Annotated in this window: 18 protein-coding genes; 17 read left to right on the top strand and 1 reads right to left on the bottom strand. The window is 59.8% G+C overall.

The window, feature by feature from the left end; genetic code table 11:
* The first annotated feature begins 17 nt into the window (after nt 1-17).
* From ACR3E6_RS19945 to ACR3E6_RS19875, 15 genes are all read left to right on the top strand, one after another.
* Complete coding sequence (locus tag ACR3E6_RS19945) at nt 18-2,141, top strand: 4Fe-4S binding protein (protein ID WP_480489171.1); 2,124 nt, start codon at nt 18-20, stop codon at nt 2,139-2,141.
* Nucleotides 2,142-2,155: 14 nt separating this feature from the next.
* The gene (nosZ, locus tag ACR3E6_RS19940; protein WP_171723686.1) at nt 2,156-4,063 is read left to right on the top strand and encodes a TAT-dependent nitrous-oxide reductase; all 1,908 of its coding nucleotides are present in this window, start codon (nt 2,156-2,158) and stop codon (nt 4,061-4,063) included.
* A 3-nt stretch (nt 4,064-4,066) separates the two neighbouring features.
* A complete protein-coding gene (locus ACR3E6_RS19935) occupies nt 4,067-5,323 on the top strand; it encodes a nitrous oxide reductase family maturation protein NosD (RefSeq protein WP_480488960.1) in 1,257 nt (418 codons plus the stop codon).
* A complete protein-coding gene (locus ACR3E6_RS19930; protein WP_480488958.1) occupies nt 5,313-6,206 on the top strand; it encodes an ABC transporter ATP-binding protein in 894 nt (297 codons plus the stop codon). Before ACR3E6_RS19935 ends, ACR3E6_RS19930 begins: the two co-directional genes overlap by 11 nt.
* Complete coding sequence (locus tag ACR3E6_RS19925) at nt 6,203-7,024, top strand: ABC transporter permease (protein WP_480488956.1); 822 nt, start codon at nt 6,203-6,205, stop codon at nt 7,022-7,024. The genes ACR3E6_RS19930 and ACR3E6_RS19925 overlap by 4 nt, the downstream gene beginning before the upstream one ends.
* A complete protein-coding gene (locus ACR3E6_RS19920; RefSeq protein WP_209834050.1) occupies nt 7,021-7,536 on the top strand; it encodes a nitrous oxide reductase accessory protein NosL in 516 nt (171 codons plus the stop codon). Before ACR3E6_RS19925 ends, ACR3E6_RS19920 begins: the two co-directional genes overlap by 4 nt.
* On the top strand, nt 7,533-8,429 hold the full coding sequence (locus ACR3E6_RS19915; RefSeq protein WP_480488954.1) for an FAD:protein FMN transferase: 897 nt from the start codon (nt 7,533-7,535) through the stop codon (nt 8,427-8,429). Before ACR3E6_RS19920 ends, ACR3E6_RS19915 begins: the two co-directional genes overlap by 4 nt.
* A gap of 130 nt (nt 8,430-8,559) precedes the next feature.
* Nucleotides 8,560-9,075: a ferredoxin-type protein NapF gene (gene napF / locus ACR3E6_RS19910; protein ID WP_480488952.1), complete on the top strand. Its 516-nt coding sequence runs from the start codon at nt 8,560-8,562 to the stop codon at nt 9,073-9,075.
* Nucleotides 9,072-9,365 carry a chaperone NapD gene (locus tag ACR3E6_RS19905; protein ID WP_152460384.1) on the top strand — a complete coding sequence of 98 codons (294 nt, stop codon included), beginning with the start codon at nt 9,072-9,074 and terminating at the stop codon, nt 9,363-9,365. Before napF ends, ACR3E6_RS19905 begins: the two co-directional genes overlap by 4 nt.
* Nucleotides 9,362-11,854: a nitrate reductase catalytic subunit NapA gene (napA, locus tag ACR3E6_RS19900; protein WP_480488950.1), complete on the top strand. Its 2,493-nt coding sequence runs from the start codon at nt 9,362-9,364 to the stop codon at nt 11,852-11,854. The genes ACR3E6_RS19905 and napA overlap by 4 nt, the downstream gene beginning before the upstream one ends.
* A 27-nt stretch (nt 11,855-11,881) precedes the next feature.
* Nucleotides 11,882-12,700: a ferredoxin-type protein NapG gene (gene napG / locus ACR3E6_RS19895; RefSeq protein ID WP_171723679.1), complete on the top strand. Its 819-nt coding sequence runs from the start codon at nt 11,882-11,884 to the stop codon at nt 12,698-12,700.
* Entirely contained in the window at nt 12,697-13,614 is a 918-nt protein-coding gene (napH, locus tag ACR3E6_RS19890) for a quinol dehydrogenase ferredoxin subunit NapH (RefSeq protein WP_171723678.1), read from the top strand. The genes napG and napH overlap by 4 nt, the downstream gene beginning before the upstream one ends.
* 12 nt (nt 13,615-13,626) lie before the next feature.
* Complete coding sequence (locus ACR3E6_RS19885; RefSeq protein ID WP_152460388.1) at nt 13,627-14,064, top strand: nitrate reductase cytochrome c-type subunit; 438 nt, start codon at nt 13,627-13,629, stop codon at nt 14,062-14,064.
* A 29-nt stretch (nt 14,065-14,093) separates the two neighbouring features.
* The gene (locus tag ACR3E6_RS19880; protein WP_171635858.1) at nt 14,094-14,783 is read left to right on the top strand and encodes a NapC/NirT family cytochrome c; all 690 of its coding nucleotides are present in this window, start codon (nt 14,094-14,096) and stop codon (nt 14,781-14,783) included.
* 13 nt (nt 14,784-14,796) lie between these two features.
* A complete protein-coding gene (locus tag ACR3E6_RS19875; protein ID WP_152460390.1) occupies nt 14,797-15,054 on the top strand; it encodes a hypothetical protein in 258 nt (85 codons plus the stop codon).
* A gap of 69 nt (nt 15,055-15,123) precedes the next feature.
* On the opposite strand, the gene ACR3E6_RS19870 is transcribed toward ACR3E6_RS19875, so the two are convergent.
* Entirely contained in the window at nt 15,124-15,906 is a 783-nt protein-coding gene (locus tag ACR3E6_RS19870) for a DeoR/GlpR family DNA-binding transcription regulator (RefSeq protein ID WP_171723676.1), read from the bottom strand.
* A 150-nt stretch (nt 15,907-16,056) separates the two neighbouring features.
* On the opposite strand from ACR3E6_RS19870, the gene ACR3E6_RS19865 reads away from it, so the two are divergent.
* Complete coding sequence (locus ACR3E6_RS19865) at nt 16,057-18,480, top strand: GcvT family protein (protein WP_480488947.1); 2,424 nt, start codon at nt 16,057-16,059, stop codon at nt 18,478-18,480.
* A gap of 11 nt (nt 18,481-18,491) precedes the next feature.
* Nucleotides 18,492-19,424 carry a choline/ethanolamine kinase family protein gene (locus ACR3E6_RS19860; protein WP_480488945.1) on the top strand — a complete coding sequence of 311 codons (933 nt, stop codon included), beginning with the start codon at nt 18,492-18,494 and terminating at the stop codon, nt 19,422-19,424.
* Nucleotides 19,425-19,867: the final 443 nt, after the last annotated feature.

The raw sequence follows: 19,867 nt of genomic DNA, 5'->3' as shown, positions 1-19,867 counted from the left end.
TCACTCTGTCCTGCCTGATGGCGATCAGCGCCCATGCCGACAGCCTGGCCAGTTTCCTGCCCGACATCGAACCTGCCGATCTGGCCCCCGGCGCCGATGCCTTTGGCCCGGTGCGCGATGACGTCAAGGTCGCCCCCGTCCTGAAGGGCGGCGAGATCATTGCCTGGGCATTCCTGACCTCGGACTTTGTTGGCACGACGGGTTATTCCGGCAAACCGATCCACGTCGTTGCCGCCATCGACAACGACGCGGTGTTGACCGGAGTGCAACTGGTCAAGCACTCGGAACCCATCGTGCTGATCGGCATCCCCAATTCCCGCATGGTTGAATTGACCGAAGGCTATGCGGGCCTTGACCTTAAGGTTGAAGCCGAAACCGGGGGTGAGGGGCACGACCTCGACATCATCTCGGGCGCGACGGTCACGATCATGGTGATCGACGACAGCCTTGTGCGTGGCGGTATCAAGGTGGCGCGTGCATTGGGTCTGGGCGGCCTGTCACCGTTGCAGGCCGACGGGCCAAAGCGCGAAGTCGATATGGCGCAGAATGCGGTCCATGACTGGTCAACCCTTTCGGGCGACGGCTCGATCCGTCGGCTGACGCTGGATGTCGGGCAGGTCAATGCCGCCTTCGAGGCCACCGGAGACCAGCGCGCGATCAAGCGGCCCGAACCGGGTGAACCGGATGACACGTTCATCGACATGCATATGGCGCTTGTCTCGGTTCCGTCGATCGGCAAGTCACTGCTGGGCGACGCCGAGTACCAGAACCTTGTGAACTGGTTGGACGAGGGCGAACAGGCCATTCTGGTGCTGGGGCGCGGTGCCTACAGTTTCAAGGGGTCAGGCTATGTACGCGGCGGAATTTTCGATCGGATCCAGTTGATCCAGGGCGACATCTCGGTCCGGTTCTTCGACAAACAGCAAGTACGCCTTGGCAAGGTTGCAGCCCCGGATGCGCCCAGTTTCACAGAGCTGGACATCTTCAAGATCCCCGCCGATGCCGAGTTCGACCCGACCGAGCCGTTCCGCCTGCAACTGCTGGTACAGCGTGCCGTGGGTGCCGTTGAGAAAACCTTTCTGACATTCGATCTGGGTTACAAACTGCCCGACCGTTACCTGCTGCCCGTCGCAGCCTCTAAGGTTGTCGAGGATGCGACCGGCGAAGCCGCCGCCAAGGCTGCCCTGTGGCAGCGCATCTGGAAGGATCGCACTGTTGAAATCGCCGTTCTCGGCGTCATGCTGCTGGTCCTGACCGCGACGTTCTTCTTCCAGTTCCACGCGACGATGAATGCGCGGGTCTTCTACTGGTTCCGCATCGGTTACCTGACAATGACCCTGTTCTTCATCGGCTGGTACGCCAACGCGCAGCTGAGCGTGGTGAACCTGATGGCACTGGCAGGCAGCCTGCGCACAGGATTCTCGTGGGATGCGTTCCTGCTGGACCCGCTGGTGTTCATTCAATGGTTCGCCGTCGCCGCCGCGCTGTTGTTCTGGGGTCGCGGGGCCTATTGCGGATGGCTGTGTCCGTTCGGCGCGTTGCAGGAATTGACCAACAAGATCGCGCGGGCGTTCAAAGTGCCGCAATGGACTTTGCCCTGGGGTCTGAACGAACGCTTGTGGCCCGCGAAATACATGATCTTTCTGGGTCTTTTTGGCCTGAGTTTCGTATCGATCCCGCTGGCCGAGAAATATGCCGAGGTCGAGCCGTTCAAAACGGCGATCATTCTGAAATTCATGCGCGATTGGCCTTTCGTGGTCTTTGCGCTGGCCCTGCTGGGGATCGGGCTGTTTATTGAACGGTTCTATTGCCGCTATCTCTGCCCGCTGGGCGGCGCACTGGCGATCCCTGCCCGAATTCGCATGTTCGACTGGCTGCGCCGCTACAAGGATTGCGGCACGCCCTGTCAGACCTGCGCCAATGAATGCCCCGTTCAGGCGATCCACCCCACCGGTGAGATAAATCCGAACGAGTGCGTCACCTGCCTGCATTGTCAGGTGCTCTACCAGTCCGAGGACAAATGTCCTGTCGTTATCCGCCAGCTGAAACGGCGGGCCAAGACAGGGTCGGTCCAGATGAAGACCCCACTCGGACAACCACCGGCGAACCATCCGAACGCCAAACCGCAATCCGTTTCCTAAAAGGAGGAACGAACATGTCGGAACATGACAACAAACTAACCGTCACACGCCGTGGGATGCTGGGTGCAACAGCAACCGGTGCCGTGCTGGCCGGGACCGGTCTGGGCTCGACCCTGATGACCGCGAAGCAGGCGAGCGCCGCGGCCAATGCCAATCTCGAACCGGGCGAACTGGACGAGTATTACGGTTTCTGGTCCTCGGGTCAGACCGGCGAGCTGCGCATTCTGGGCTTCCCATCCATGCGCGAGCTGATGCGGGTGCCGGTGTTCAACCGCTGCTCGGCCACGGGCTGGGGTCAGACCAACGAGTCACTGAAGATCATGACCGAAGGGTTGCTGCCTGAAACCAAGGAGTTTCTCGCCAAGCGCGGCATGAAAACCTATGACAACGGCGACCTTCACCACCCGCACATGTCGTTCACCGACGGCACCTATGACGGCCGCTATCTGTTCATGAACGACAAGGCCAACACCCGCGTCGCGCGTGTCCGCTGTGACGTGATGAAATGCGACAAGATCACCGAGATCCCGAACGCCAAGGCGATCCACGGTCTGCGTCCGCAGAAATTCCCGCGCACCGGCTATGTCTTTGCCAATGGTGAAGATGAAACACCGCTGGTCAACGATGGCAGCGTGCTGGACGATCCGTCGCAATACGTGAACATCTTCACCGCGCTGGACGGCGATACCATGGAAGTGGCGTGGCAGGTGATCGTGTCGGGCAACCTCGACAACACCGACTGCGACTATCAGGGCAAATACGCCTTCTCGACCTCGTACAACTCGGAAATGGGAATGAACCTGGCCGAGATGACCGAGAACGAGCTGGACCACGTCGTCGTCTTCAACATCGCCGAGATCGAAAAAGGTATCGAAGCCGGCGATTATCAGGAGTTGAAAGGCGTCAAGGTTCTGGACGGGCGCAAAGGGCAGAACAAGAAATACACCCGTTACATCCCGATCCCGAACTCTCCGCACGGCATCAACACCGCGCCAGACGGCAAGCACGTCTGCATCAACGGGAAGCTGTCGCCAACCGTCTCGATCATGGACGTCACCAAGCTGGACGCCCTGTTCGAAAGCGACGCCGACCCGCGGTCCTGCATCGTAGGTGAACCGCAGTTGGGCCTTGGCCCGCTTCACACCGCCTATGATGGTCAGGGCAACGCCTTCACCACGCTGTTCCTGGACAGCCAGATCGTGAAGTGGAACATCGACAAGGCCATCCGCGCCTACAATGGCGAGGACGTGGACCCGATCATCTCGAAGGTTGACGTGCATTATCAGCCGGGTCACAACTCGACTTCCATGGGTGAGACCAAGGATGCCGACGGCAAGTGGCTGATTTCGATGAACAAGTTCTCGAAAGACCGCTTCCTGAACGTGGGTCCTCTTAAACCCGAGAACGAACAGCTGATCGACATTTCGTCGGATGAGATGAAAGTGGTGCACGACGGCCCGACCTTTGCCGAGCCGCACGACTCGATCATCGTTCGCAGCGACATCGTGAACCCGGTCAACGTCTGGGATCGCAACGACGTTACCTGGGAAGACGCCCGCAAACAGGCCGAAGCCGATGGTATCGATCTGGAAGAAGGTGCGGAAGAACCGATCCGGGACGGCAACAAGGTGCGGGTCTACATGACCTCGCAGGCGCCGACCTTCAGCCTTGAGAAGTTCACCGTCAAACAGGGCGACGAGGTCACGGTTTACATCACCAACCTGGATGATGTGGACGACGTGACCCACGGCTTCTGCCTGGGCAACTACGGAATCGCGATGGAAGTCGCACCGATGGCAACCGCCTCGGTCACCTTCACCGCCGACCGTCCGGGCGTGCACTGGTTCTATTGCCAGTGGTTCTGCCATGCGCTGCACATGGAAATGCGCGGCCGGATGCTGGTCGAACCGCAAGGAGCCTGACCCATGCGCTGGCCCCTGCTCATACCGCTCCTGCTCGGCTCGCCCCTTTGGGCGGCGGACTGGGATGTGCCCAACCGGGCGGGGGCCATCAATGAAATACTGGCTCAGGCGGCGGACGGAGATACCCTCCGCCTGAGCCCCGGTTTTTATGCCGAGCATCTGGTTCTGGACCGGCCCGTCACCATCGACGGGCTGGGACAGGCCACCATTGACGGGCAAGGCACCGGCAGCGTCATCACCGTAACCGGCCCGGGCGTGACCGTGCGCGGCCTGACAGTGATCGGCTCGGGCTCAAGCCATGACGGGATCGACAGTGGCATCCAGCTGACCAAGACGGCCCGCGCGCCGGTGATCGAAGGCAATGTACTGCTGGGCAATCTTTACGGCATCGACATTCATGGTGCCAAGGACAGCATCGTGCGTGGCAACCGGATCGAAGGGCGTCAGGACCAGCGGATGAATGACCGTGGCAATGGCGTTTATGTCTGGAATGCACCCGGTGCGCGGGTTGAGGACAATGATATCCGCTATGGGCGCGACGGAATCTTTGTGAACTCGTCCAAGAAGAATACCTTTACCGGCAACCTGTTCCGCGATCTGCGCTTTGCCGTGCATTACATGTATGCCGATAATTCGGTGGTCAGCGACAATGTCTCGATCGGCAACGATCTGGGCTATGCGGTGATGTTCACGACCAATGTGAAGGTCGCAGACAACGTTTCGATCGGTGACCGTGAACATGGCGTGATGCTGAACTATGCCAACAAGAGTCAGATCACCGGTAACGTGGTGATCGGTGCCAAGGAAAAGTGCACCTTCCTTTATAACTCCAACAAGAACGAATTCACCTACAACTGGTTCCAGGGATGCGGCATCGGCATCCACTTTACCGCCGGTAGCGAACGCAACCGCATCGTTGGCAATTCCTTCATCGGGAACCGGACACAGGTGAAATACGTCTCGACCAAATGGGTCGAGTGGTCCGAAGACGGGCGCGGCAACTACTGGTCCGATTTTGCCGCCTATGACGTGGATGGCAACGGCATCGCCGATGCCCCGTATCGGCCAAACGACTCGATGGACCATGTGCTGTGGACCCAACCCGCAGCCAAATTACTGCTCGGCTCCCCCGCCGTGCAACTGGTGCGCTGGTCGCAATCCGCCTTCCCGGCCCTGTTGCCGGGCGGCGTGATGGACAGCAACCCATTGATGCAAGCCCCTGAACCCCCAGCTATGAAAAAGGTGCCTCATGACGGATAAGGCCCTGTCAATCGACCATGTTCTCAAGGACCGAGGAAAAACCCGCGTTCTTGACGATATCACCCTGTCTCTTGCCCCCGGCCAGCGCGTTGCGCTGCTGGGCCATAACGGCGCGGGCAAGTCGACCCTGATCAAATCCATCCTCGGCCTGACGCCGATCCATGGCGGAGCCATTCGGATCGGAGACGCCACCCCCGGTAGTGCTCAGGCCCGGCGCGAAACAGCGTATCTGCCCGAAGCGGTGTCGTTTCATCCCGCGCTAACCGGGCGTGAGCAGTTGACCCTGTTTGCGCAGCTTTCAGGCGCAAAAGCCGATGTGTCCGGCCTGCTGAATCGTGTCGGCCTGAGTGACGCTTTGGACCGTCGGATCGGAACCTATTCCAAAGGCATGCGGCAACGTCTGGGACTGGCGCAGGTGTTGCTGGGCCAACCGAAAGTAGCCTTGCTGGATGAGCCGACGAGCGGATTGGACCCGATTTCTCGGCAGGACCTGTACGCCATCATCGACGAACTGGCTGCCCAAGGCACCGCCGTTCTGATTGCCTCACACGCGCTGACCGAGGTCGAGGCCCGCACCGACCGGATCGCCATCATGCGCAAGGGTCGGATGGTCGCCGACGACACCCTGAACAATCTGTCGGCTCTGGCCGGTCTACCGATCCACCTGAAGGTACGCGCCAGCGCCAATCCAGATGTGCTGGCCGCTGAACTGGGCGGCAGCCGGATCAATGGGGCATCTGTTGAATTGCTCTGCTCACCCGAAGACAAAATGGAGGCCCTGCGCCGGATCGCCGGGTTGGGCGATGCGGTGGCGGATGTGGAAATGACCCCGCCCAAGCTGGAAGACCTCTATCGCCACTACGCACAGGAGGATTTGCAATGACCCGCTTCCTCGCCATCACCCGCACAGAAATGCTGATCTTGCGCCGCAACCGCTGGCTGCTGGTCGCCACGCTGATCATGGTGCTGTTCGCCTTGGCGCTGACCTTTGCAGGCAGTGCGCCAACCGGAACGCTGGGCGTTGACATGCTGACCGTTTCGGTTGCGTCGATGACCACGCTGTCGGTTTACCTCGCGCCCCTTCTGGCGCTGATGATCTCGTTCGACGCCATCGCCGGAGACGTGGACCGGGGCAGCCTGTCGCTGTTGCTGTCTTATCCGGCCGGACGCGGAGAAATCCTGTTGGGCAAGTTCACTGCCCATCTGGCCGCTCTCGCTTTTGCCATGACGGTCGGTTTCGGCACCGCGGGCGCGGTGGCCGCGTTCTTTGGCGGGGCCGGACCGGAAAGCCTGATGGCACTGGTGCGCCTGATCCTCACCTCGATCCTGTTGGGCGCCGTGTTTCTGGCGCTGGGATACCTGCTGTCCGCTTTGGCAAAGGGGGCCACGGCGGCGGCGGGGATGTCGGCCGGGCTCTGGCTGGTTTTTGTCGTCCTCTATGATCTGGGCCTGTTGGGGGCCGTCGTCATGGACAAGGGCGGCAGCTTCACCCAATCCGTCTTTCCCTGGGTGATGGTCGCCAACCCGGCCGACGCATTCCGTCTGTGGAACATCGCCGCGACGGAAGGCGTGGCCATGGCATCCGGCATGAGCGGGGCGGCACAGGCCTTGCCCGTCTGGGCCGCGCCTGCATCGCTGCTGATCTGGCCGGTGATCGGCTTTGCCCTGGCGCGGCTGGCATTCCGGAGGGTCGAGCCATGAAGCGTCTCGCCTTGATCGCGCTGGTCGCGTTGGCAGCCTGCAAGGAAGACCTGGCCGAGGCCCCCGATCCGGTGGATCTGACCCCGGACGCGCTGAGCTATTTCTGCCAGATGAACATCGCCGAACATGGCGGCCCCAAGGGGCAGATCCATCTGGAAGGATATCCCGCACCGTTGTTTTTTGCGCAAGTGCGCGACATGGTGGCATACCTCAAAAGCCCTGAACGTGATGCCGACATCACAGCCGTCTATGTCAGCGACATGGGTATTGCGCCAAGCTGGCGGCAGCCGGGTATCTCGAACTGGATCGCCGCGGATGGCGCAACCTTTGTTGTCGGCGCCAATGTGGCAGGTGGCATGGGTGCGCGCGAAGTGGTGCCTTTTGCCGATCCTGCCGATGCACAGGCATTCATTGAGATTTACGGCGGAACGGCACTGGGCCTGCCGGACATTCCGGACACCGAAGTGCTTGGCCCTGTCGATCTTGAACTGTCGTTGGAGACCCCCGTATGACCGCCTTGTCGCGCCGCCGATTTCTGATCATCTCAGCCGCTTGTGCTGCGGCCACACCACTTGCGGCCTCGGACGCGCGCTGGCACGGGACCGCGCTGGGTGCCACCGCCAGCCTGCGCCTTGTGGGTCTGACGGACGCCGAAGCTGCACCCATCATGGCCGCCATGGAGACCGAGATTGCCCGGCTGGAAGACATCTTCAGCCTGTATCGTCCGCAATCGCAGCTCAGCCGGTTGAACCGCGATGGTGTGCTGACGGCGCCCGCTCCTGAATTGTTGAAGGTGCTAAGCCTCAGCACAGCGCTGCATCAGGCATCGGGTGGCGCATTTGATCCAAGCATTCAACCCGTGTGGGCGGCATTGGCTGCGGGCGCGCGCCCGGACGATCTAATTGAAGTTCAACAGGCAATAGGCTGGGAAAAGGTAATTTTCGACGCCTCGGCCATTCGCCTTCCGCTGCCCGGAAAATCGGCGCTGACGTTGAACGGTATAGCGCAGGGCGCGATCACCGACCGGATCGCCGACCTGCTGCGTGCTTATGGTCTGCGTGATGTTCTGGTCAATATGGGAGAGGTTGCCGCCCTGGGTGCGCCTGGTGACGGTGCGCCATGGAAAGTTGGATTGGCGGCGCCGGACCAAACGGTTCTGAAGCGGATTGAATTGAGCGATCGGGCAGTGGCGACATCTTCAACGCTGGCGACTCAGCTCGGCCAAGGCGTCGGGCACATCATTACCTTGGATGGGCCTTCAAACCACGACAGGACCGTTTCGGTTTCTTCCCCGAAAGCGGCAATTGCGGATGGGTTGTCCACTGCGCTTTGCGCGGCATCCGCCGACAGAGCCAAAGAGATCCTAGCGTTCTTCCCCGACGCCCGTATCGAATTAAACGTTTAATGAAGAATTACAAATCTCAGACTGAACAAAAAAAATCCGAAAAAGTATGATATAGGTCAATTCGTGCGCTGCTGAAGGCAGCTAGGAAGTAAGGACGCGAACCTATCAATCCAATTTCGAGTCGCCAGCTATGAGCCAGATGACCAGCAGACGCGCTTTTCTAAGCGCGCGTGTCCTGCGGGAGGACCCAGATACGATCCGTCCGCCGGGGGCAGTAGCAACTGGCTTCAGCGATCTATGCACACGTTGCGAAGACTGCGCCGCGGCTTGTCCTGAAGACATCATCACATTCGACGATGCCGGTTTCCCCGTTCTGGACCTGTCCGCAGGCGGTTGCACCTTGTGTGGTGACTGCGCCGACGTTTGTCCGACCCCGGCGTTGCTGACCGAACGTGTTGCCGAATGGCCATGGCGCGCACGAATCGATGACACAAGCTGCCTGTCGACCAACGGCGTAAGCTGCCGCCTGTGTCAGGACAATTGTGAACAGGATGCCATCCGCTTTCGCCTGCAACTGGGCGGACGCGCGGAACCGGCGCTTGAAACAGAAACCTGCATCGGTTGCGGTAGTTGTTCCGCCGCCTGCCCCGCCGGGGCGATCGTGATGCACCGCCCCGTCCCACACCACCCGGAGGTGACCCAATGAACATCTGTGGCTGTCTGGTCCACATCGCCCCCGATTACACCGATGCCGCACGCGCGGCGATGGCCGAAACTCAGGGCGTCGAGCTTCATGCCGAAGCCGAGGACGGCCGTTTTGTAGTTGTTGTCGAGGATACGGCCGACAGGCTGGCCTCGGACACCATCATGGATCTGCACCAGATCCCCGGAGTGATCTCACTGTCACTGACTTATCACCATTTCGAAGATCTCGCGGAGACGGCTCCGCGTCCTGATGCTCCAAGCCAACCGTCCAGCAGGAGGCCCATGCAATGACCATCTCTGAATCCCGTCGTACATTTCTGAAAGCGTCCGCAGCGGCAGCCACTGCCTCGGCTGCGGGCATTCCCATGGCCGCAGGTCAGGCCAACGCTCAGGTCGGCGCGCCCGATATTCGCTGGGACAAGGCTGCCTGCCGGTTCTGCGGTACAGGCTGTTCGGTTCTGGTGGGCACCAAAGAGGGTCGAGTGGTGGCCACGCAAGGTGACCCCGACGCACCGGTGAACAGGGGCCTGAACTGTATCAAGGGCTATTTCCTGTCCAAGATCATGTACGGCAAAGACCGCCTGACCACACCGCTTTTGCGCAAGACCAACGGTCAGTATGACAAGAATGGCGAGTTTGAACCGGTCAGCTGGGATGAAGCCTTTGATGTGATGGCCGCTAAATGGAAAGAGGCCCTTGCCAAGAAGGGCCCGACCAGCGTGGGGATGTTTGGTTCGGGGCAGTGGACGGTCTGGGAAGGCTATGCCGCCGCGAAGATGATGAAGGCCGGGTTCCGGTCGAACAACATTGATCCCAATGCGCGTCACTGCATGGCCTCGGCCGTGGTTGGTTTCATGCGCACTTTCGGCATTGATGAACCGATGGGGTGCTATGACGACCTTGAGCACGCCGATACCTTCGTGCTGTGGGGATCGAACATGGCCGAGATGCACCCGATCCTGTGGTCGCGCCTGACCGACACCCGCCTGACGAAGCCGGGTTGCGAAGTGCATGTGCTGTCGACTTTCGAGCACCGCTCGTTCGAGCTGGCCGATAATGGCATGGTCTTTGCACCGCAAACCGATCTGGCGATCCTGAACTATATTGCGAACTACATCATCCAGAATGGCGCGGTGAACGAAGAGTTCGTCAAGAACCACGTCAACATCACCAAGACCGCCACCGATATCGGTTACGGCCTGCGGGACAACAACCCCCTGCAACAAGAGGCTGAAAACCCGAACTCGGGCAAGTTGGAGCCGATCAGCTTCGAGGAATATGCCGAAGCCGTTTCGAAATACACGCTGGAATACACCTCGGAACTGTCCGGTGTTCCGGCGGACAAGCTGGAGCGTCTGGCCCAGCAATATGCCGATCCGAACCGCAAGGTGATGAGCCTGTGGACCATGGGCTTCAACCAGCATACCCGTGGGTCGTGGGTGAACTCGCTGATGTATAACGTGCACCTGCTGGTGGGCAAGATTTCGGAACCCGGCAACTCGCCCTTCTCGCTGACCGGTCAACCGTCGGCCTGCGGTACGGCGCGCGAGGTTGGTACCTTTGCCCACCGCTTGCCCGCCGACATGGTGGTGATGAACGACAAGCACCGCGAGATCTGCGAAACCGCATGGAACGTGCCCGCTGGCACCATTCCTGACAAGCCCGGTTTCCACGCCGTGCTGCAACACCGCAAGCTGAAGGATGGTGATCTGAACGCCTATTGGGTTCAGTGCACCAACAACATGCAGGCTGCGCCAAACATTAATGAGGAAGGCTATCCCGGCTATCGCAACCCGGAAAACTTCATCACTGTTTCAGACCCCTACCCGACGGTCACTGCGGTTTCCGCCGACCTGATCCTGCCCACCGCCATGTGGGTCGAGAAGGAAGGCGCCTATGGCAACGCCGAACGCCGCACCCAGTTCTGGCGGCAGCAGGTCAAGGCACCGGGCGAGGCCAAATCGGACCTGTGGCAGGTGATGGAGTTCTCGAAACGCTTCACCGTCGAAGAGGTCTGGGGCGAAGAATTGCTGGCCGCCATGCCCGAGCATCGTGGCAAGACCATGTATGACGTCCTGTTTGCCAATGGCAGCGTCGACAAGTTTCCGCTGTCGGAAACTGCCGAGGGCTTTGACAATGACGAATCCGAGCATTTCGGCTTTTACGTGCAGAAAGGTCTGTTCGAAGAGTACGCCAACTTCGGGCGCGGCCATGCGCATGATCTGGCACCATTCGAAACCTACCACCAGGCCCGCGGTCTGCGCTGGCCGGTCGTGGATGGCAAGGAAACGCTTTATCGTTTCCGCGAAGGCTATGACCCCTACGTGTCCGAAGGTGCTGGCGTGGAATTCTATGGCCACAAGGATGGCAAGGCCAAAATCATCTTTGCGCCCTATGAACCTGCCGCAGAAGAGCCGGATGCGGAATTCGATCTTTGGCTGTGCACCGGTCGCGTGCTGGAACACTGGCATTCAGGGTCGATGACACGCCGGGTACCGGAACTGCACCGCGCCTATCCAAACGCTGTCGTCTACATGCACCCGCAGGACGCCAAGGATCGGGGTCTGCGCCGGGGTCAGGAGATTGTTCTGTCGACCCGCCGGGGCGAGGTCACCAGCCGTGTTGAAACACGGGGTCGGAACAAGGTGCCGCGCGGTCTGGTCTTTATGCCGTGGTTCGATGAGCACCAGCTGACCAACAAGCTGACGCTGGACGCAACCTGCCCGCTGTCGAAAGAGACCGACTTCAAGAAGTGCGCCTGCAAGGTTGAGCGCGCGTAACCAGCAAGGATCATACGGGTCGTTCCCATGTCTCTTGTCGATAAACCCCTTTCGCCGCAGCGGCGCCGGTTCCTGCAGGACTCGGCGCGGGCGGCGGGCGGCTGCGTGGTCGCCGGATCGTTGCTGGCCTATCTGGCCCGCGACGCCCGCGCCCTGCCCGCCGATGCATTGCGCCCGCCCGGCGCATTGCCCGAGAAGGAGTTCCTGTCGGCCTGCATCCGTTGCGGTTTATGCGTGCGGGACTGCCCGTACGATACCCTGAAACTGGCCGAGCTTGGCTCGGATGCGGTGGCGACGGGAACACCATTCTTCATCGCCCGGGATGTTCCCTGCGAAATGTGCGACGACATTCCGTGTGTCGCCGCATGTCCAACAGGGGCGCTGGACCCCGGGCTGGAGAATATCGACGATGCCGAGATGGGTGTTGCCGTTCTGGTCGATCAGGAAAACTGCCTGAATTTCCTCGGTCTGCGCTGCGACGTCTGCTATCGCGTCTGCCCCGTCATTGACGAGGCGATCACGTTGGAGACGGCGCATAATACCCGGTCGGGTCATCATGCTTTGTTCATTCCCACCGTTCATGCCGACCGCTGCACCGGCTGCGGCATGTGCGAGAAAAGCTGTGTTCTGCCCGAGGCCGCCATCAAGGTGCTGCCTGCCCGACTGGCGCGCGGCAGTTCGGCCGAGCATTACCGCAAGGGTTGGGAGGAAAAAGCCGCCAAAGGCGCGCCGGTGGTCGAGGGGATCATCGATCTGCCGGACCGTTTGCCCGGACCGGGAACCGACAATCTTGCCGCGCCCGGCGGTTTTGCGCCTCAATATGATCTGCCGGGGGTGGGGCAATGAGTACTCGCACGCACATGCCCGTCGGTCAGGAGGCCGTTGAAAGCAAAGGGTGGATCGGGGCGCATCGCTTTTTGCTGATGCGCCGCGCAAGCCAGCTGTTCTTTCTGGTTCTGTTTCTGCTGGGCCCGTGGTTTGGCATCTGGATTGTCGAGGGCAATTTGGCAGGATCACTGACGCTGGGCGTGCTGCCTTTGACCGATCCGTTCATCCTGATGCAAAGCTTGGTTGCAGGTCATTGGCCCGAAGTGACTGCGCTGATCGGCGGGCTGATCGTTCTGGTGGTCTATGCCCTGATTGGTGGCCGTGTCTATTGTTCCTGGGTTTGCCCCATAAACCCGGTGACAGACGCGGCCAACTGGGTGCACCGCAAACTGGACCTGCCGAAAGGCTGGCAACCCAAGCGCGGCACCCGGCTGTGGATTCTGGCAACCGTGCTGCTGGTCTCGGGCCTGAGTGGTGTGATCGCGTGGGAGCTGGTCAACCCGATCACCATGCTGCATCGCGGGCTGGTATTCGGCATGGGCTTTGTCTGGGCCATGATCGCGGCCATCTTCGTGTTTGACGTCTTCGTCTCACGCCATGGCTGGTGCGGCCATCTGTGCCCGGTGGGCGCGTTCTACGGGTTGATCGGGTCGAAAAGCCTGCTGCGGGTCAGTGCCGCCAATCGCACGGCCTGTGATGACTGTATGGATTGCTATGCGGTCTGTCCTGAAAATCAGGTGATCTCACCCGCGCTGAAAGGCAAACCGGGAAGCTCGCCCCTGATGCTGTCACCCGACTGCACAAACTGCGGACGCTGCATCGATGTCTGCGCAGTCGACGTCTTCAACTTTACTCACCGGTTCGACGACCATGTCGTTCAACCTTCCGATCCAGTTGCCGCGCCTGAGCCGCGCGCTGCCAGACCTATCTAGGGGAGTGCCAAGATGAAAAGATCAATCGTTACAGGCGGAATTGCCCTTCTACCCGTAGTTTTGCTGAGCGGATGGGCCTTTGCCCAGTCCGCTCAAGTCGAAACGCTGCGGGGCGCGGACGTAGACGAGCCGATCCCTTTGGATCAGATTCACAAAAATGTCGAAGGACGGATGCAACGTAATTATCGCCAGCAGCCACCGCTGATTCCGCATTCGATCGAGCAATATCAGATTGATGTGCGCACCAATCAGTGCCTGTCCTGCCATGACTGGTCCAAGGCAGGTGAGCGTAACGCGCCGACCCTTTCAATGACACACTATCTGGATCGCGAAGGCCGCGAATTGGATCGCGTCGCCGGGACCCGTTATTTCTGCAACCAATGTCACGTTCCGCAGGCGGACGCGCCGCCGCTTGTTGAAAACGTGTTCCAGCCCTCGACCGGCAACTGATTCAACACAAGATTGAAAGGAGCACCGACATGGCAGACTCCCCCGAAAAACGCGGCTTTCTGGGTCGCCTTTGGAACGCGATCTGGACGCCGGCGGTAATGTTCAGCTCGGGCTTTCTGATCCTTGCCGGATTTCTGGCCGGTATCCTGTTCTGGGGCGGATTTCACTGGACCCTGGAACTGACCAACACCGAAGAGTTCTGCGTCTCGTGTCACACGATGGAAACGAACCTGGGTGAGTATCGCGAGACGATCCACTACAACAACCACTCCGGCGTGCGTGCGATCTGCTCAGACTGCCACGTTCCGGATGAGTGGAACCACAAGATCAAAGCCAAGATCATGGCCGTGAAGGACGTCTATCATGAACTGGTGGGCACCATCAGCACACCCGAGAAATACGAGGATCACCGCCTGGCGATGGCCTCGGCCGTCTGGAAGAAAATGAAAGCGTCTGACAGCCGCGAGTGCCGCAACTGTCACAACTTTGACTACATGGACTTCACCATTCAGGAAACCCGCGCTGCCTCGGAACACCAACGCGCCATCGACAACGGTATGACCTGTATCGATTGCCACCAGGGTATCGCCCACAGCCTGCCACCCAACTATCTGGAAACATACGAAAAGGTTACTGCTGGATTGGAAGATGAAGTTGTGCAGGAGCACGCTGCCGCGGGTGACGACATCCGCGATTTCCTGAACAACAGTTCGAATTGATGTGGGGGCAGAGATGTTAGAGTTACTTGGAACCATCGGTGGCAACGTCCTGAGCTTGCCCGGCATACTCGGTCTGGCGCTAGGCATGATGACCCGCAAGCTGTGGCTGGGCGCGGCATTGGGCGGCGCAGTCGGCGTATTCGAAACGCTGGTTTTCGCAGGCTTCCGGTTTGCGCATGTAGAGCCACTGGAACTGATCATCGCTATTGTGGTCGGCGTCTGTGCAGGCAGCCTCGGCACTGCCATTCGCATCAAGGGCGCAACAGCCTGAAACACAGCCGGTTTCACCGTTTCGGTGGAACCGGCTAGTTACGTCGGGCCGGGCAGTGTCGTCACCAAGTCAATGACTGTCTTCTTGTGATTTCACGCCCGCTATCACCAATTCCGCATCTCCGGGCAAGGACTGGAAGGATGCGGGCAATGTGCGATCGGTGATGAGCACGTCTTTTTCTGTCAACCCGGGCAGGCGCAAAGCCGGGCTGGTCTGGGCCTCGTTGAATTTTGTGGAATCAACCGCCATGAAGGTTTGGTCCGCAATATCAGACATCGCGCGGGCCATATCAGCTTCGCATTGATCATAGACCATGAAGCCCTTGCTGGGATGCGCCAGTGACGCCGACAATATGGCAGTCCGGGCCGAGAACCCTGCAATTACGTCATAGGCGACCCGGTCGAAAGCGGCGCCGTCGTGGTTGCGCAACTGCGTTCCCGCCATGAAGACCCTGTTGCCCTCTTCCATCGACAACGTGGCGGCGATGAAGGCCGAGTTTGTCACCACAGTGAGGTTTTTGCGCGCGCGAAGTGCCTGAGCGATGAAGCCCGAGGTCGACCCCGTGTCGATGGCAATGGCCGAACCGTCCGGTATCCGCGCCGCAACGGCGTCGGCAATCGCGACTTTGGCGGCACGGTTCTGCGCCATGCGGGCCAGAAACGGAGGATCCAGCACATTTTGAGTGCTGACCAATGCACCATGCACCTTGGACAGGCTGCCCTTGGCGACCATCGGCTTCACGATTCGCCTTACGGTCTGGTCCGACACTTTGAGAATGCGCGCCAGCTCCATGACCGAAATTCGCCCATGCAGGTTTACCGTGCTAAGGATGTCTTGCTCGTATTTCGACATGAAGCGCCGCGATATTTGTTGATTTCATCAGGTTACTTGCAAGGTTGACGCTGTTCAAGCGACCCACTTCAACATTTTTCAAACATATTTGTTGCTTTTTGTTGTTTTGCGACTTTTGATGACAACATATCATTTGAAGTGGGTGGGCGCATGACAACGCATTCGGTCAGACATCTCATCATTGGCGGGGGCATCATCGGATGCTCTATCGCGTATCACCTCGCACGGTCCGGTGAAACGGATGTTGTTCTTCTGGAAAGGGCATCCCTGACCGAGGGGGCCACCTGGCATGCGGCGGGGCTTGTCGGGCAGTTGCGGTCATCTCGCAACACGACGCGGATGCTGAAACGGTCCGTGGCGCTGTATGATCGTCTGGCCGAAGAAACCGGGATGGAATTCGACTGGAAGAAAGTCGGAAGCCTGCGCCTGGCGGCAACCAAGGAACGGCTTCTGGAAGCAAAGCGCCTGGCGACAATGGCCCGCAGCTTTGATCTGGAGATGGAAATAATCTCGGCCGCCGAGGCCAAGGCGCTTTTCCCCTATGTCGACGCGCAAGGTCTGGAAGGCGCGGCCTTCATCCCGTCGGACGGTCATGTCGATCCCGCAGGCTTGTGTCAGGCAATTGCGTCCGGTGCCCGGATGCACGGTGCCCGGATCCGCCAATCCGTAGAGGTCACCGATTTTGAGATCCATAACGATCGCATCACCAAAGTGATGACATCGGAAGGGGACTATGAAGCGGACATTGTCGTTCTGGCCGCCGGAATGTGGAGCCGCGACCTGGCCGCGAAACTCGGTGTCGTTGTTCCGGCCTGTGCCGTCGAGCATCAATACATCGTAACTGAACCCCTGCCCGACGCCGATCTTGTAAAACGCCTGCCAACCCTACGGGATCCCGAACGGCTGGTGTATTACAAACCGGATGCAGGCGGGAGGCTTGTGATCGGCGGGTATGAGGACAACACGCTGCCATTCGGCGACAGGGGTATTCCGGGCGCGTTTGTCCGGCAGCTTTTGCCCGACAACCTGGAGCGGTTTGCCCCCCTTGCCGAACTGGCAGGTCAGGTTACGCCGGTCGTCAACACGGTTGGAATCCGGCAGGTGATCAACGGCCCCATCCCTTATTCCGCGGATGGCGATTTTGTCATGGGATGGGCGCCTGAACTTCGAAACCTGATGCTGGCGACCGGATTTCTGTACGGCATCGCGGCAGGTGGTGGCGCAGGAGAGATGATCGCGGAGTGGATTGTCGAAGGCCGCCCGAGCCTTGATCTGTGGCCTCTGGACGTTCGCCGGTTCAGTCCTCATCACGCCACGCGCGCCTTCATGTATCCTCGCGCGGTCGAGCATTACGCGCATCACTACAAGATGCGATATCCGGGGCAGGAGGCGGAAGCGGCCAGAGACCTACGCCTGTCGCCCCTGCATGAGCGGCTGAAACAACATGGCGCGGTGTTCGGGTCCAAGAATGGCTGGGAGCGGCCGCTCTGGTTCGCTCCGGCCGGTGTAGAGCCGGTGGATCAGTTGGATTTCCTGTCGCCGGGTTGGAAAACCTATGCCGAACAGGAACACAAGGCCGCGCGCGAAGACGTGGTTCTGATCGATCAAACCAGCTTCTCAAAGTTCGAACTGATCGGCCCCTGCGCACTGGAGGCCCTTCAAAACCTTGCCGTTTCAAATATGGACAAGCCGGATGGCACGGTGATCTACACCCAATTGTGCAATAATCGCGGCGGGGTTGAAGCCGATATCACCGTCACCCGATTGGGGCGGGACCATTTTTACATCGTCACCGGGTCCGGATTCGGCGTGCATGACGCGGATTGGATCCGACGTCACCTGCCCCGCGACGGGTGCGCGCAGCTGATCGAAATGACGTCGGCACGCGCCGTCATCAATATCTGCGGCCCCAAGGCGCGGGATGTGATGCAGGCTGTCGCGGAAGAAGACGTCTCGAACCATGCGTTTCCCTTTGCAACGGCCAGAGAGATCACCCTGGGAACGGCAAAGGTCCGCGCGATCCGCATAGGTTACGTCGGAGAGCTGGGATGGGAGCTGCATATCCCGACCGAGTTCGCCCTGCATGTTTATGACCTGCTTTGGCAAGCCGGCCAAAGCCATGGCATCCGCGACATCGGTTACCGCACCATCGAGTCCTTGCGGCTGGAAAAAGGCTATCTCTACTGGAGCGCCGACATCACCCCCGACTATTCGCCAATCGAAGCGGGCCTTGGCGCGCGGGTCCATCTGAAATCCAAACAGGGCTTCATCGGGCGACCGGTGCTGGAGGCGCAGATAGCGACCGGCCCCGAGCGGCAGCTCTGCACGTTCATCACCGATGAGCGGCTGCCGATCACCGGAGGAGAGACCATACTGCATTCCGGCAAGACAGTCTCGCTGGCGTGCAGTGGTGGCTATGGGTTTACCGTCGGCAAGACCGTCCTCTACGGTTATCTGCCTGCGGGATTGGCTGGTGGGTCAGAATTCGAAGTGGAAGTGTTCGGAGAGCGTCACCCTATCCAGCATGTGGACGGACCGCTTTACGACCCGGCAAACAGCCGTTTGAAAGCCTGAGGGAGAGAGCGATGCAAACCGAGCCGAAACTTGAGATCATGCAGGCCCTTCGCAATGTGGCGGGGTTTGACAACCTTGCCGAGTCGGGCCTTCGCACCAACCGGCTGGGCGGGTTGACCAATCTGGTCTACCGCGTCGAAGGCGGGCCAAGGCCGGTGATCGTGCGCATCCCCGGCGAGGGCACCGAAGCCTATATCGACCGCGCGGTTGAAATCCACAACGCGCAGGTGGCCGCAAAAGCCGGGGTCGGCCCCGAAGTTCTGTGGGCAGACGCATCATCCGGCGTGATGATCAGTGATTGCGTGCCCGACATCGTGACGATGACACCCGAGATGTTTGCGACGCGCCCCGGGTCTGCCGCCCGCGCGGGAAAGGCGCTGAGGCAGTTGCACGATGCCCCCGAGCCGTTCAAGTTTCGGTTCGAGCTGTTTTCGATGATCAACGACTACATGAAGGTGGTTGCGGACAAAAACGCGACCCTGCCGGACGGGTACGCGGACGTCGTGGCCGAGGCGGCCCCGATCCGCGAGGTGCTGCGGGACAAACCCGGGACATTGGTCCCGAGCCATTGCGACCCGCTGTGCGAGAATTTTCTGGATGACGGCCAGCGCATGTGGATCGTGGATTACGAGTATTCAGGCATGAACGATGCCCTTTGGGATCTGGGTGATCTGTCGGTCGAAGCCGGGCTGAACCACGAACAGGAACTGGAAATGCTAACCGCCTATTTCGACGGCCCGCCGAACGAGGCTCAGATCGGGCGCATGGTGATATACAAAGCCATGTGCGACCTGCTGTGGACGCTATGGGGATTGATTCAGCATGCGGATGAAAACCCCGCCGAAGATTTCTGGGCCTATGCCACGAACCGGTTCGAGCGGTGCAAGTCCCTGATGCTGGCCCCGTCTTTTGCGGCCCATGTAAGAGCCGTGGCCGAGGAATAGGGTTTCATCCACAGCCAGATCCGCCCTGGATACCGGATGTTTCCTAGCTTATCTCAGATCTTTGAGCCGCTTTCCCTGATACCTGTATCCCATTGAAGAACGGGCGGGCAAAATACGGGATGCGCCGGAGCGTAAGTGTATCTGCTCGTAGCGCGCTTCGGCTTCTTGCTGGTGCCGGGGTCGAGTCTGCTATTCTGCCCGGTATCTCATGTCGGCGACGGCACTTTTGAACCTCATTCAGCCGTGACGTGGCGTCAGGGCAGACCGGCATATCCGGTCCCCCTAAAACCTTGCCAGTGAAGTCAACTTGAGACTTGAACCTTATGATATTCAAGGAAAAGCGCGTGACGGTGTGGTAATTATGAAGTAAATCGGTCAATCAATGTAACAAGTTAACAGTGCCATCTGTTCCTGCTATGGATTCAGCATGAATTCCTCTCTAT

This window comes from Ruegeria sp. AL3, assembly GCF_056536065.1.
The sequence above is the reverse complement of the archived record's forward strand: the minus strand, read 5'-3'. Positions and strand labels throughout refer to the sequence as shown.

What these genes read in the sequence shown, in the direction of transcription:
- napF (WP_480488952.1), top strand. Translation starts at nt 8,560, where the DNA reads ATGAGCCAGATGACCAGCAGACGCGCTTTTCTAAGCGCGCGTGTCCTG.
- napG (WP_171723679.1), top strand. Translation starts at nt 11,882, where the DNA reads ATGTCTCTTGTCGATAAACCCCTTTCGCCGCAGCGGCGCCGGTTCCTG.
- ACR3E6_RS19925 (WP_480488956.1), top strand. Translation starts at nt 6,203, where the DNA reads ATGACCCGCTTCCTCGCCATCACCCGCACAGAAATGCTGATCTTGCGC.
- ACR3E6_RS19865 (WP_480488947.1), top strand. Translation starts at nt 16,057, where the DNA reads ATGACAACGCATTCGGTCAGACATCTCATCATTGGCGGGGGCATCATC.
- ACR3E6_RS19935 (WP_480488960.1), top strand. Translation starts at nt 4,067, where the DNA reads ATGCGCTGGCCCCTGCTCATACCGCTCCTGCTCGGCTCGCCCCTTTGG.
- ACR3E6_RS19870 (WP_171723676.1), bottom strand. Translation starts at nt 15,906, where the DNA reads ATGTCGAAATACGAGCAAGACATCCTTAGCACGGTAAACCTGCATGGG.
- ACR3E6_RS19945 (WP_480489171.1), top strand. Translation starts at nt 18, where the DNA reads ATGGCGATCAGCGCCCATGCCGACAGCCTGGCCAGTTTCCTGCCCGAC.
- napA (WP_480488950.1), top strand. Translation starts at nt 9,362, where the DNA reads ATGACCATCTCTGAATCCCGTCGTACATTTCTGAAAGCGTCCGCAGCG.
- ACR3E6_RS19875 (WP_152460390.1), top strand. Translation starts at nt 14,797, where the DNA reads ATGTTAGAGTTACTTGGAACCATCGGTGGCAACGTCCTGAGCTTGCCC.
- napH (WP_171723678.1), top strand. Translation starts at nt 12,697, where the DNA reads ATGAGTACTCGCACGCACATGCCCGTCGGTCAGGAGGCCGTTGAAAGC.
- nosZ (WP_171723686.1), top strand. Translation starts at nt 2,156, where the DNA reads ATGTCGGAACATGACAACAAACTAACCGTCACACGCCGTGGGATGCTG.
- ACR3E6_RS19905 (WP_152460384.1), top strand. Translation starts at nt 9,072, where the DNA reads ATGAACATCTGTGGCTGTCTGGTCCACATCGCCCCCGATTACACCGAT.
- ACR3E6_RS19885 (WP_152460388.1), top strand. Translation starts at nt 13,627, where the DNA reads ATGAAAAGATCAATCGTTACAGGCGGAATTGCCCTTCTACCCGTAGTT.
- ACR3E6_RS19915 (WP_480488954.1), top strand. Translation starts at nt 7,533, where the DNA reads ATGACCGCCTTGTCGCGCCGCCGATTTCTGATCATCTCAGCCGCTTGT.
- ACR3E6_RS19860 (WP_480488945.1), top strand. Translation starts at nt 18,492, where the DNA reads ATGCAAACCGAGCCGAAACTTGAGATCATGCAGGCCCTTCGCAATGTG.
- ACR3E6_RS19930 (WP_480488958.1), top strand. Translation starts at nt 5,313, where the DNA reads ATGACGGATAAGGCCCTGTCAATCGACCATGTTCTCAAGGACCGAGGA.
- ACR3E6_RS19920 (WP_209834050.1), top strand. Translation starts at nt 7,021, where the DNA reads ATGAAGCGTCTCGCCTTGATCGCGCTGGTCGCGTTGGCAGCCTGCAAG.
- ACR3E6_RS19880 (WP_171635858.1), top strand. Translation starts at nt 14,094, where the DNA reads ATGGCAGACTCCCCCGAAAAACGCGGCTTTCTGGGTCGCCTTTGGAAC.